The sequence below is a fragment of the Gracilibacillus salitolerans genome, from assembly GCF_009650095.1.
In the GTDB taxonomy this organism is placed as follows: Bacteria; Bacillota; Bacilli; order Bacillales; family Amphibacillaceae; genus Gracilibacillus; species Gracilibacillus salitolerans.
This window is the reverse complement of record NZ_CP045915.1, coordinates 2022058-2035161: the sequence shown is the minus strand read 5'-3', so window position 1 is coordinate 2035161 and position 13104 is coordinate 2022058. Positions and strand designations below refer to the sequence as shown.

15 protein-coding genes are annotated in these 13104 nt (G+C 35.8%); 2 read left to right on the top strand and 13 right to left on the bottom strand.

Annotation, left to right across the window (positions count from 1 at the left end; all coding sequences use genetic code 11):
* Positions 1–4: 4 nt before the first annotated feature.
* The 4 genes from GI584_RS09390 to GI584_RS09375 all read right to left on the bottom strand — a co-directional run bounded on the left by GI584_RS09390 (position 5) and on the right by GI584_RS09375 (position 3246).
* Positions 5–1018 (bottom strand): ThiF family adenylyltransferase, encoded by a 1014-nt coding sequence (locus GI584_RS09390; RefSeq protein WP_153791074.1) that lies wholly within the window; start codon positions 1016–1018, stop codon positions 5–7.
* Between the two features lie 17 nt (positions 1019–1035).
* Positions 1036–2052, bottom strand: a complete 1017-nt coding sequence (moaA, locus tag GI584_RS09385; RefSeq protein WP_153791073.1) for a GTP 3',8-cyclase MoaA — start codon at positions 2050–2052, stop codon at positions 1036–1038.
* A 105-nt stretch (positions 2053–2157) separates the two neighbouring features.
* Entirely contained in the window at positions 2158–2784 is a 627-nt protein-coding gene (locus GI584_RS09380; protein ID WP_194842174.1) for a helix-turn-helix transcriptional regulator, read from the bottom strand.
* A 21-nt stretch (positions 2785–2805) separates the two neighbouring features.
* Complete coding sequence (locus GI584_RS09375) at positions 2806–3246, bottom strand: DUF86 domain-containing protein (protein ID WP_100360930.1); 441 nt, start codon at positions 3244–3246, stop codon at positions 2806–2808.
* 359 nt (positions 3247–3605) lie between these two features.
* Here GI584_RS09375 and GI584_RS09370 point away from each other — a divergent pair, with 359 nt between their 5' ends.
* A complete protein-coding gene (locus GI584_RS09370) occupies positions 3606–3887 on the top strand; it encodes an SAV0927 family protein (protein WP_100360931.1) in 282 nt (93 codons plus the stop codon).
* 14 nt (positions 3888–3901) lie between these two features.
* Here the strand turns inward: GI584_RS09370 and GI584_RS09365 are convergent, their stop codons facing one another.
* Positions 3902–4177, bottom strand: a complete 276-nt coding sequence (locus GI584_RS09365; protein ID WP_100360932.1) for a YutD family protein — start codon at positions 4175–4177, stop codon at positions 3902–3904.
* A 120-nt stretch (positions 4178–4297) separates the two neighbouring features.
* Here GI584_RS09365 and GI584_RS09360 point away from each other — a divergent pair, with 120 nt between their 5' ends.
* Positions 4298–5254 (top strand): M23 family metallopeptidase, encoded by a 957-nt coding sequence (locus tag GI584_RS09360; protein WP_100360933.1) that lies wholly within the window; start codon positions 4298–4300, stop codon positions 5252–5254.
* Positions 5255–5283: 29 nt separating this feature from the next.
* On the opposite strand, the gene GI584_RS09355 is transcribed toward GI584_RS09360, so the two are convergent.
* From GI584_RS09355 to GI584_RS09320, 8 genes are all read right to left on the bottom strand, one after another.
* Positions 5284–5385: a methionine/alanine import family NSS transporter small subunit gene (locus GI584_RS09355; RefSeq protein ID WP_100360934.1), complete on the bottom strand. Its 102-nt coding sequence runs from the start codon at positions 5383–5385 to the stop codon at positions 5284–5286.
* Positions 5386–5411: 26 nt separating this feature from the next.
* A complete protein-coding gene (locus GI584_RS09350; protein WP_153791071.1) occupies positions 5412–6893 on the bottom strand; it encodes a sodium-dependent transporter in 1482 nt (493 codons plus the stop codon).
* 112 nt (positions 6894–7005) lie between these two features.
* Positions 7006–7797, bottom strand: coding sequence for a sporulation protein YunB (yunB, locus tag GI584_RS09345; RefSeq protein ID WP_100360936.1), 792 nt, complete (start codon positions 7795–7797; stop codon positions 7006–7008).
* Positions 7798–7919: 122 nt separating this feature from the next.
* Positions 7920–9014: an HD-GYP domain-containing protein gene (locus GI584_RS09340; RefSeq protein WP_153791070.1), complete on the bottom strand. Its 1095-nt coding sequence runs from the start codon at positions 9012–9014 to the stop codon at positions 7920–7922.
* Between the two features lie 102 nt (positions 9015–9116).
* On the bottom strand, positions 9117–9425 hold the full coding sequence (locus GI584_RS09335; RefSeq protein WP_100360938.1) for a YunC family protein: 309 nt from the start codon (positions 9423–9425) through the stop codon (positions 9117–9119).
* A gap of 64 nt (positions 9426–9489) precedes the next feature.
* Complete coding sequence (locus tag GI584_RS09330) at positions 9490–10875, bottom strand: bifunctional metallophosphatase/5'-nucleotidase (protein ID WP_100360939.1); 1386 nt, start codon at positions 10873–10875, stop codon at positions 9490–9492.
* Between the two features lie 15 nt (positions 10876–10890).
* Positions 10891–11721 (bottom strand): sulfite exporter TauE/SafE family protein, encoded by an 831-nt coding sequence (locus tag GI584_RS09325; RefSeq protein WP_153791069.1) that lies wholly within the window; start codon positions 11719–11721, stop codon positions 10891–10893.
* 296 nt (positions 11722–12017) lie between these two features.
* Positions 12018–13103 carry a Ger(x)C family spore germination protein gene (locus GI584_RS09320; protein ID WP_153791068.1) on the bottom strand — a complete coding sequence of 362 codons (1086 nt, stop codon included), beginning with the start codon at positions 13101–13103 and terminating at the stop codon, positions 12018–12020.
* Position 13104 lies beyond the last annotated feature (1 nt).

Genomic DNA, 13104 nt, shown 5'->3' with positions numbered 1-13104 from the left:
GCTCCTAACCAACAATCTGATAATATAACTTTTTAGCGTCCTCTATCGAATTTGTACCGTGGACAAAGGTTCGACCATCTTGGAAAAATACCAACCTTTTTTCATCGATATCGACTGAAACTAAAAACGGGTTTACTTTTACTTCACCATAATCAGCAAGCTTTGACTCCAGTAGTTCCAGTGAATATTGTTTACCACGAATTTGTACTGTATTTCTGCCACAGAGAACCTCAGTCTTTGTTCTGCCATGATAAGATAAACTAGGATAAGTTGGTTCCTCACCACAACTGGAGCAATTTGGTCGTTTCGCACGACTGACATCGATTGTCTGATAATGATTATTCCATAAATCAAAAATAATCAATTTACTATTTATTTTTTCTTTCGCATCGATTAACAGTTTTAACGCTTCTGTTGTCTGGTGCGTCACTACCATTTGCACTGCAGGCCCTATCACTCCAACCGCATCACAGGTCGCACCGAACATAGGTGTAACTTTTAATAAGCAATCAAGGCATGGCGTCTGCCCTGGTATTATCGTAAATGTCATACCTGAACTGCCTACACATGCGCCAAAAATCCATGGTTTCCTACATTTATGTGCAAGGTCATTGATTAAAAAGCGTGTATCAAAATTATCTGTTGCATCAATCACAACATCTGCATGTTGCACATAGCTAGCGAGATTCTCTGCTGTTGCATCTATCACTACAGGGTGAATATTTATGTCACTATTGATTTTTTTTAGTTTTCTGGCTGCAGCTATTGCTTTTGGTGTTTGTTGATAAACATCCTCTTCTGTAAATAGATGTTGGCGCTGAAGGTTAGTCCATTCCACGTAATCACGATCGATGATAGTAATCTCGCCTACACCTGCTCGTGTCAGCATCTCAGCTGATGAGGATCCAAGAGCACCACAGCCTATTATTAAAACTTGTTTCGATAGCAATTGGGCTTGTCCTTCTTGACCAATTCCTTGAAAGAGCATTTGCCGATGATATCTATTCATTACTGACATCTGATACAATCCTCTCTTTAACCACCAATATAAGACATTTCTATCTTCTTACGGTTTTTGGCAGTTTCTTCTGTTCGTTCATCTGAATAACGATCATCACGATATTTCCAACGCGAAACAATCGTATCTGTTACTTCTTCATCCGTTGCTCCACTACGTAATATATCTTTCAAGTTCAAGCCTTCTCCTGCAAATAAACAAGTGAAAAAGTGACCATCTGCTGCAATTCTTGCTCTTGTACAAGAAGAACAAAATGATTCCGATACGGATGTGATAAATCCTACTTCTGTATTTGTCCCTTTATAGCGATAGCGTTTTGCCACCTCACCGAAATAAGCGGGATCAATTGATTCTAATTCAAATTGTTCTGAAATTTCATCATACATCTCTTTTTTTGTTACTACATGTTGAAAGTCCCAGCCGTTCGTCTGACCAACGTCCATAAATTCAATAAAGCGTAAAGTTACACCACGCTCTTTAAAGAACTTAGCCATCGGTACCACTTGATGGTCATTCATCCCTTTTTTTACTACCATATTCACTTTTACACCTAATCCCGTTTCTTTCGCCTTAATAATACTGTCGATCACAGGCTGAGTACGGACTTTACTGTCGTTTATCTTCATAAATGTGTCATCATCGATCGCATCTAGACTAACATTAACACGATTTAATCCAGCTTTTTTGAGATCCGCTGCCATCTTTCCAAGCAAAACAGCATTCGTCGTTAGACCAATATCTTGCAAGCCCTCCAATTTGGATAATCGCTCGATTAAAGTAGTAATTTCACGCCTTAATAATGGTTCCCCACCGGTTAAGCGGATTTTACGAACACCTAAGTTTAAAAATACCTTTGTTAATCGCTCGATTTCTTCAAAGCTTAATAAGTGTTCTTTTGGTAAAAAAGCAAAATCCTTTCCGAAGATCTCTCTTGGCATACAGTAACGACAACGAAAATTGCAACGATCTGTCACAGAGATCCGCAAATCTTGTAGCGCTCGACCAAATTTATCTGTTATGGCTGACTGTTGCATGATGAATCGCCCCGTTTCTTGAGAATTTATCTATATTTAGTAAAACATAATGTATTAAAAATCATTGTGAGATACATCACAACTGGTGTTAAAAGAAAAAAAGGCTTATTTCTCCTCTATTAAAAAGCTACAACACTGCTCTCCCGCAGCAATACAACTATTCATTTTGACTTTTGCATTTGGTAATAACTCTTGAAAAACCAATTCTTCTGTATGACATGCTGCTTTATAGTTACATGCAACAGAATAAATTGGACAATGGTATTGCTCTAGTTGAAAGCGCTGAGGATCGATTTGTTTTAAGGAAGACATATATCCTTCTTGTTTTTGAATGGTTAAAAGTTGCTCCATTTTGTCCGGCAGGTTTTTGTATGGTAACAATTGTTGTTTATAGCACTCCATACGGTCTTCTGTCCATTCAGTTATTAAAGCTTCCACAAAGTCTTTACCAAATTGCTTTTCCAATCTATCCAGCATACTTACTGACAATTGTTCATAGTGTTGTGTGAAATTTTTCTGTGCCTTTTCCGTTAAACAATATTGTAAAAAAGGACGACCAATTTCTTGCTTAACCGTTTTAGCTTCTAATGTTCCTTCTCGTTCCAACGTTTTCAGGTGTCTTCTAAGAGCTATATCAGAAATAGAAAAATGGCTTAGTAATTGGGACACGGTCAATGCTTTTTCTTTCTTCAATAAATCCACAACTTTTTCTTTCACAGATCGTTTTGCCACCGTTATCCCTCCCTTTCTGACTCACTCATTGTTTGTAAATGTATTTGCTACACCCATTTCCGTTGCTAAGTAGGTACGAATGTGCGTACTGAATTTATTAAGTGTTTCTATATTTTCATCTAAAACAGATTGTAATTGTTCGTGTTCGATTTGTTTATAGTCCTGAACAAGTGTTTTTCGCAACCCTATAATTGTTTCATATGCGCGATTTTCATTTTCTGGAATAACAGTTTCATCAACTAAGATATGAATGATGTCTAGATAACTTCCTGGGTCACGCATGATAAATCCATCGATCATCATATTTCCTACATCTAAGATACATTCGATTAATAGATGTGTTATTCGCTCTAACGCCATGTGTTCAATAGATGATTGAAATTTATTTTCTTTCACTAACGTTAATGTTTGATCAAAATAATCTAATGTTTCATTCATTTTTCTCATATCAACAAAATACACCACTAATCCCCCTACAGTTCAAAACAACGTTCTAACTATATGATACCATAATATAACCGATCTCGTTAGTGATAAATCCCGTTTATATGGTTGAATAAGATTGAATAAAAAGCAAATAAGTATGTTTCAACTTTCCATAAAGTTCATACACTACAGTAAAATATCCAAAAACAAAATGCGAACTAATGAAAATTCTCTTTAGTGTAGCTGTCTCTTAGTAAGCTTCCTCGGTGCAAGGAAGTAAAAGAGTTACTTCGTAGTACATGACAATGGTGTGATAAAAATTTTTTATCAGCTGTTCTTTAAATAATTTACAGAAAAAGAAGAAATGGCTATAATCTGGAATAGGGAGTGATTTGATGAGGGATGGAAAAGTAGGATTTATCAAAAATGAAACCGAACAAAGTACTACACGTTTTGTTAGTTTTAAAGGAGACATGGAAAGGTTTGATCTTGCGGTTATATCTTCTCCTGCATTTGGAGATGACTGTCTTGTAGTAGACCTTAATACGAATAAATACTCACGTATAAATATTGACAAAATTAAAGAAAGTTATTATGTGGAACATGCTTTCCAATTCAATGAAATGGAAGCAGAGGATTTCCGGGTATTCATCAAACCATTATTGAATGAAAACTAACACATTGAAATGTGTTAGTTTTCCATTTGTTTAACAATAAAAAAGCGGCATCCAAAATTACAATATTCGTATAAATAATCTTCACAGGTACTAATTTTAGTATCAAAAGACGCTTTTGGATTTTGATCATCATAAAACCCTTTGAGACGAAGTTGTTCATAACCCCAGTCCCCTACAATAAAATCATATTTACTTAAAATATCTGTATATCTTTCCTTAAATGCTTTTTCCTCAAATCCATTACCATAGTCCTTAATGACTTCATAACGATGACCTTGTACTTCAACCACTATATTTCACACCTTTTTTCGCAATATTCAAATTTAACAAAAGTTACTAGCATGAAATCAAAGTTTATAACCTAAACTAACGGTATCCAACTGAAAAATTAACTAGGGAGGCTATATCCTTTGATTCAGCGTTACTTATTATTAACATTCACAAGTTTTTTTCTTCTTTCTACTATAGCACACGCAGAAGAAAATGTGGATATTGATGAAGAAAAAATCAGTCTATATAAACAAATGGAAGCTATCACTTTAATACCTTGGTATTATTTAGCAGCTATTAACCGTTATGAATCCAATATTAATTCCGATCAATCAGATGACAATTCCTTAATTATGATCAATATCCCTGAACAAAAATGGTATGGACTTACACCGTCCAACGAACCAACAGATGAAAGTGTACTCGAATTCTTTAATGGTATTGGACGAGATGGTGACGGGGATCAGATAGCTGACCATACCAATGAATATGATATTTTATATACAATGGCCCATTATCTTCAACAATATGGACATTCGGATCAAGATATTCGAACGGCACTTTGGAATTATTACCATCGAGAATTAACGGTTTTATCTATTATGAACTATGCCCGCTTGTTTAAAACCTATCAAAAAATCAGTCTTGACGATACAGCCTTTCCAATACCTAAAGGTTACAATTACACTTACCATAACACATGGGGTGACGCTAGAGGATTCGGCGGAAGAAGAATTCATGAAGGTACCGACATATTTGCTGGTTATGGAACACCCGTAAGAGCTACTACTTTTGGTGTTATAGAGCTTAAAGGGTGGAATAGATTTGGTGGCTGGCGAATTGGTATTCGTGATATATACAACAGATACCATTACTACGCACATTTAAATGGATTTGCTGATGGGTTGGAGATTGGAGATATCGTGGAAGCAGGGCAAACCATCGGGTCTGTCGGTTCTTCCGGTTATGGCCCTCCAGGAACCTCTGGAAAATTCCCACCACATTTACATTATGGTTTATATAAAGATAACGGAAAAACAGAATGGTCATTTGATCCCTATCCACATTTAAAACGATGGGAAAGTAAAAATCCGTAAAGCGATAATCACTTTACGGATTTTTATATTTATTCATTAGATGCACTTTTTGCTTTTATTATACTTGCAATTAAGCCACCCCATATAATAACAATACCGATCACTGCCATAACAATTGCACTACCAGACATGAAGCAAACCTCCTTTTAGACAAAATTTATGCTTCGTTATCTTTACTTGGCCATTTTTTAATAGTTAACACTGCGCCTAACAGCATCGCTCCAATTGCTACTACCCAACCAAAGCTAAATAAGAAATCAAATGGATAGTCCTCATATGGACGTGATACTTCCGTTTTCAAGTTTTGTAACATCATATACCCTAATACAACCGGTGTAATAATTCCTAAACAAATTCTCCACCATATACCAAGTTTAATGTCTGATACAGAATCTGCGTGGTTTTGCAGATCTTTGAGCGAACGTGCAAACCATGCGATTGCTACAACTTCAAACAGACCCGCTAAGGCAACACCATAGTTATTAATAAAGTAATCCACGGTATCCAGTAGGTTCAGTCCACCTTGTGTTGCATAGAAAAGAGAAACAAGTAAAGCAAGACCTCCACCAAATAATACCGCTTTTCCCCGGGAAATCGAGAACTTCTCTTGTAAACCTGCAATGTATGTTTCTGAAATCGAAATCATCGATGATAAACCCGCTAAGAACAAGGATGCAAAGAATAAAAATCCAAAGAATCCGGAGGCAGGCATTTGACTAATGATTTCAGGGAAAACCATAAAGGCCAATCCAACACCACCAGCAACCACTTCAGATACCTCTGTATTTGATTGAACTGCCATAAATCCTAAGACGGCAAATACACCAATACCAGCTAATAATTCAAAGGATGAATTCGCAAAACCGGTAATAAACGCATTGTTGGTAATATCTGATTTTTTTGGTAAATAAGATGAATACGTAATCATGATGGCAAATGCGATTGACAAACTAAAGAAGATTTGTCCATACGCCGCAACCCAAACGGAACCATCTGTTATACTGCTCCAATTTGGTTTAAAGAATGCATCTAAACCTTCCAATGCACCTGGTAATGTAACGGCACGAATAACAATAATAATAAATACGATAAATAGTGTCGGGATAAAGATTCTATTTGCTAACTCAATCCCTTTCTTAACACCGCGTCCTAAGAAGAATAACACAACTACCCAGACACCAAGTAATGGAATCATTACAGCTGGTACGACTGAACCGAATGTTCCAGGATCAGCAAGATTTAAAAAGTCTCCAGCAAAAAATCCAGTTGGATCATCACCCCACTGAGTTCCTAAAGAGAAATATGCATACATCACAGACCAAGCAATGATAATTGGATAGTAAGTTGAAATAACAAATGAAATAAGGACCTGCCACCAGCCTATCCATTCCATACCTTTACTGATCTTCGAAAAACTTCTTGGCGATGAGCTGCGATACTTATGTCCAATTGTATATTCCATAATAAGCAATGGAATACCTGCCGTTAGTAAGGCAAACAAGTAAGGAACAAAAAATGCACCTCCACCATTTTCAAAAGCTGTTGCAGGGAAACGCCAGATATTACCTAAACCTACAGCAGAACCAATTGCTGCAAGAAGGAAACCCAAGCGAGTACCCCACTGCGATCTATTTTCCATTAACATAACCCCTTTCTTTTTTATGATTTTTCTATTGTAATAATAGTTTTAATCTTTGAAATTATAACGAACTTTCGAATATTCTGTCAAAGGAAAAAATAGGAATATTCTATTATTCTATATCTGGATCTATCGGAATAGAAAGATCAGATGATCCTTCTCCTCCTTCATGATAATAATTCGGAACATCACCTGGATGAAATACCTTTGTTACAGGAATATCTTGAATCACCTTCGTTGGCTCTGAAGCAAAGGGAATCACTACCATCATTTCTACTTCTATATGCACGTTAACATGGATGTAAGCGCCATTTATACCTGTTTCAACGATTTCACTCGTGATTTCTGTCCCAACACTACCGATCACTTCCATATTTACTGGTACTTTTGGCCCTAGATTAGCTATAACAGGAATTCCTAATGCTTGACCTAACGGAACTTCTACTAGTAGGCCTTTTTCTCTTACATCGTCAAGTAACTCTTGTTCTGATGGCTCCAAGTCCAATTCTACTTCAAGAGGCACACCTGATTCAGGTCGTTCTCCTTTCTCCAATAACTTAAGAAAGTTTTCTACACGATATTGAACATTTCTCTGTACACGATTTTCTACTACTGCATTAAAAATATAATTTTCTACTCTACCTTCGTCATCCAATTGCACTTCTATTAAGTCCCCAGCTTCTAAATCTTCTGAAATCTTTTTGCTAACTGCTATCCCCATTGCTTGATTTGCAATCGCATCTACACGAACTTTTGCATAATTCAACAGTACTGGTTTGATTCCCTCGTTAACAATTAAAATACTTGCAATCATCACTAGTACAAAAAAGAAAAAAGATATAAAAATGATTTGATTTGCTGGAGGTGAACCTATTTTTCGTCTACTCCACGTTTTTCTCCGCATAATAAATCCCCCCATTTCATTCATATGATTGGAGAGATTTATTTAGATATAATTATAGAAATTTTTATCACGGACGCTAACCCTCAGTGGGGGACAAAAACCCTCACTGAGGAAGTCTTACTTTATCTGCTTGTAATTAATTGGTCCGTATTTACAATCATGACATCTAACACCTTCATCAAATCTAAATCATACGGCACTACTTTGGATCCATATTCTTTCAGTACTCGAACTACCGGACGTTCAAACATTTGTGAATTTTGACGTGCAACTACACCTTCTCTGCCGTCACTTAAATAAATTGTTAACCCGTTAGGATAAACGGCAACTGTCTTTTTAAACGAGTCGACGAGCTGTATATCAAATTGAGTTCCGGATCCACCATATAAAATCTCTAACCCTTCATGTGGTAACATTGCGTCCCGATACGTTCGGTTACTTGTCACTGCATCAAAAACATCCGCTACTCCGATAATTCTAGCAAAGGGGTGAATCTCCTTATCTTTTATGCCTCGCGGATAACCGGATCCATCTAAGCGTTCGTGATGCTGGTAGGCGCAATGAGCAACTAGTAGTGGAATATTATGGGCTTTTCGCAACAAATCAAAACCATATTCAGTGTGTGCTTGAACAAGCTTAAATTCCTTATTCGTAAGTTTTCCCGGCTTATTTAAAACTTCATCTGGTAAAATAATTTTACCGATATCGTGTAAAACTGCACCTAATCCCAATTGTTCCATATCTTTATTCTTCAAATTCAATTCTTGTGCTAATGCAAGTGTATACATACTTACATTTAGTGAATGGGAAAAGACGTAGTCATCAATGATTAATAAGTCAGATAAATAATGAATGACATCATCATTGTTACTTAATTCTCTTGCTATTCCTTTAACTAGTTGATCTAATTTTAAAGCTGCTTTTTCTAACAAATAATTATTTTTGGTAATATCTTCCGATTCTAAAGTTCTAAATGTCTCTTTTATTTTATGAACTGCTTCTATCCTTTGCTGATCAGGAATTGGAGGATGAACGATGATATCATCTGTATCCTCATCACGAGTAAATACATAAGTTATCCCTGAAGTTTTCAAACGATCAACCATTGATTCGGTTAATTGGATATTTTTTTGTAGTAAAACCCGACCATGTGCATCATAAATCGGTTTTGCTAATTCAATGCCTGCTCTAATAAATTTTGTTGGAATTAATCTCATTATCAAACACCCATTTACCATTTTGGTAAAATTTTATCAGATAATGTCGATATAATCTACTATTTTTAATATCCTTTTATAAATAAATAGTTAAAATGACCCTTATTTGTTAGCTATTTTTAACAATGCTTCTTCAATAAGCATTCCTTCTTTCCAACCATATTTCTTAGAATGATTGGTCACTTTATCCAGCTTAGCCTGTTGTAAGTCCTCAATCGTCTTCACACCGACAGCTCGCCCTGCAACAATGGGTCGGTCAGTCAAACGGTCATTTAATAAATCTACATCTAAAGCTCCACACATTACATACCCTAGTTCATTCGTAATTACTAAAAGGTTAGTATGTGGTAGTTTTACCGAAATAGCTGTAAAAGGATGATCCTTTATAAATATTGGTTTCACTTCCATCATAAAAAAACACACTCCTCTCCATATAAAATATGAAGAGTGTGTATGACTTGTGTCTATATGATCCCTACGACTTTAATGCATCCGCTAATAAATCTCGCATAAACTCAGGTAGGTAAAATTCCTTTGTCGTAGACCTTGCAATTTCCGGGAACATTCTTCCAAACGTAAACATATCTGCAGTTGCAAAAGTATAAATTTTATCATGTTCCAGTTCATGTCCATTATAGGTAACATGTTGAACATGCTCTATCCCCGCTTCATCTACCTCGGTATCAATGTCAATACCGCTAAATATGAATTTACCTAAGACTTTACCACGGAAACCAAATCCTTTTAATTCGAAATGCATAAGTGCCTCATCATGAGCACCACGTACAACCTCCAGTATTTCAATACCTCTTAGTTTAACAGTACAAGGATTAATTGGGTGAGGACAGATCCTGTGTATGTCCCCGTACGTAACATAACCTTCTTCGATACTTTCTAACAATATGCCTGCATTTAACATACTGATATCAGCCTTCGTCCAGTCTTTTAATTTATTTGTTAACGATTCAATAATAGGCGTCTGTTCAAACCAATCAACTATCAAACTGTTTTCTATGTACGTTACTGGCTTCTTTAATAATTTTTGAGCTGCATCGTTCATTTGGGCAAGTTTATTGACGGTTTCTTGATCTTGGCTGAGATGTTCGGTCTCTACTGTGTAAGCTTGTTTATCCACGATTTTATTTAAATGGTGGTCCCAATCAATATGTACTTCTCCCACATATTTGCCATGTTTACCTGCAGCGGTTAATAATGTATTATGAATCTTTTCCCCATTTTTCAATAAATGATGGGTATGACCGCCAATAATAATATCAATCTCCGGATATCTTTCGGCAATTAACTGGTCTTCAGAGAATCCAAGGTGAGATAGAAATATCAGTATATCGGCATCTTTCTTTAATACATTTATTTCACGTTGTAAATAATCGTATGGTGATTCAACATGCCAACCTAATGGATGATAAAAAGCATTAAACGGTGCAGTCAGTCCAAATAGTTTAATGATTAAGTTTTCTTTCGTTTGTATCTTTATGCTATTTTGCAACCAAACTGGTTTCTCTTTATTTACCGGTTTTAAATTACCGCAAGAAACTTGAAAATTTGCCTGATCATATAAATGGTACAGATGTTCATGCTCCAGCGTAATTCCTTCATTATTCCCGATCGTTGCAAAATCAAAGCCTGCATCATTTAATAATTCAACATTAGCTTTTCCGTTGTAAGCTTCAGCAATTGGATGGAATCGATCTACATGGTCTCCGATATCAATTCTCCAACTTTGTTCATCTGCTTGGGCATGCTGCTTTTTCTTTTTGTTAAAATAATGCACAATATTCGGCCATTGATCAAAGTGACTATGTAAGTCATTACAGTAATAAAAATGAATATGTTCGATCATGAAGACAAGCCCTCCCTAAAACAAACCTTGCCAAATTAAGCGTACACCAATCAATAATACAACGGCTCTTAGTAAATACTCAACTGCTTTACTGGACAGGTGCTGATTAATTTTCGCACCTAAGATTCCACCGAACCACGCTCCTGGTATAAAGGCCCACACATAGATCCATTCTATATGCCCTAATGCAATGTGTGTACCAGAGCTTACGATACTAAGTGCTAAGATCATAAACATCGAAGTAGCAGTTGCTATATGAGGTGGAAAATGGAACAATATGATCATTGTTGGCACCATCAATGAACCCCCACCGATTCCGAAAAAACCGGACAGCATCCCGACCGTAAAAGCGATAGCTATTGCAATATACGGAGAAAAAGAATAACTGTATGTGGTATCACCTATTTTCACCTCACGAGTCACTTTATGTGAAGTATTTATTTTTATGTCTTCCCTCTCTGGTTTGGGTGCTTTCCTAAATAAGAACATGGTAAAAATCAATAGCATAAATATTCCTAAAAACAATGAAAACATATCTGTTTCAACGAACTGATTTAACCATGCTCCTAATACACCACCAGGCAGACTACCTGCAATAAAATAGAACCCGCTTTTATAATCTATTCGTTTGCTTTTGGCGTAAGCGTATGTCGATGACAAAGCAGTAAATATCATAATAATAAGGGATATACCAACAATGGTACTTGCATCCGCCCAATCAAATAATGGTGTGGTTGAATGAAGGATTAGTAATATTGGTACCAGGATTACTCCTCCACCAAATCCTACAATACTTCCTAACATAGCTGATAATAACCCAATTAATAAACAAATAATAATAACCAAAAGTTATCCCTACAATCTCTTTGCTGTGATAAGTAACTCTTATTTATTATAAAGGTAACAGAGGAATTTATCCAATCGGGGATTTTGTATAAACGAAATTCCAAACAAGTTAATCAACTGGGTTCAACTTAGAAGTGAATCTGAAATGAAAGAGAAGATGGAAGAAAAAAATTACGTTGAAGAGATCCATATTATATCCAATAAAAATTCTTTTCCACAAATCTATATATCTTGGATCTCCTCTAAAATGCCAGCTATTTGTATCTCTTCAGTGACTAATTTATCTAATTTTATTCTCAATTAGCTGACTGATCCGATGAATTAGATTTCAAGAATCCAGTGTTTTGAATATCAATTTCTACACTTAAATGCATTTTCAACTCCTGATAGTATTTAGAACGCCAATCCTTCAATTCTCTCCGTGGTATTTTATTTCTAAAATGCTGCCCTAACCCTAAAATATCGGCTTCACTTTCTTGTAGTTTTGTGAACATTCCATCAAATCTTTCTTGCAAAATAGTACTTAGCTCTTCTTTAATTAACTCAATTGTATGATCACTTTTTGTTTCTAATAGTACTACTTTTAAATTAATTACATTTTCTAAACTGGGTTCATCATCGATAAAATTACTCTTGCTGTTAGTTTTATTGCTAATAATTAATACACTTGCATGATCGCTAACCTCAACTCTACCTTGGGCACTTTCTTCTTTGAAAGCATTAATAAGAAGGGTCTCATCAGGCGTGATTGTTTCCACCATTTTACCATTTTTCATAACTGCTGACCCCATATGTCTAATATTCGTACTTCCTCCTGAAACCACAATTGGAACAGCAACATCATGAGTATAAGAATGAACGCTACGGTATACTTGCCAAACCCTTGTTAAGGCTATTTGTGGAGTCCAGCCGGCATTTTTTTCAAAGAATTCAAACAGGTTTATAGCATTTACGTCTAAATCATTCGAGACTGTATTGAAAAACTTTTCAATGTCCTCATCGCAAATAGTAACTAAAGCATTTGAGGATACATCTCTTGACCTCATAAAACCAGAAATGACATCTTTTACTCCCTCTTTCGCTAATTGCTTATCAATTAAAATCACTTTTACGTGAAGTAAGTCTATTTGACTTTCCATATTTCCACTTAGTGTATCTATTGTTTTCGTTATGGTTTGTCCTGATTCCTTTATGATTCTATTTTTCATCTGACCTCCAACTGGCTCTGGAACCTGAAGAATAACTTGGTATTCTTCCCCTTCCTTGGATATTCCCATTGCCACAGGTAAAAGGCGATGATCAATATCTTTAGTATCCCAGCACCCCGTTAATGTGACTATAACAAAGACAAGAAATATTAATTTTAAACTTAATTTAACCATA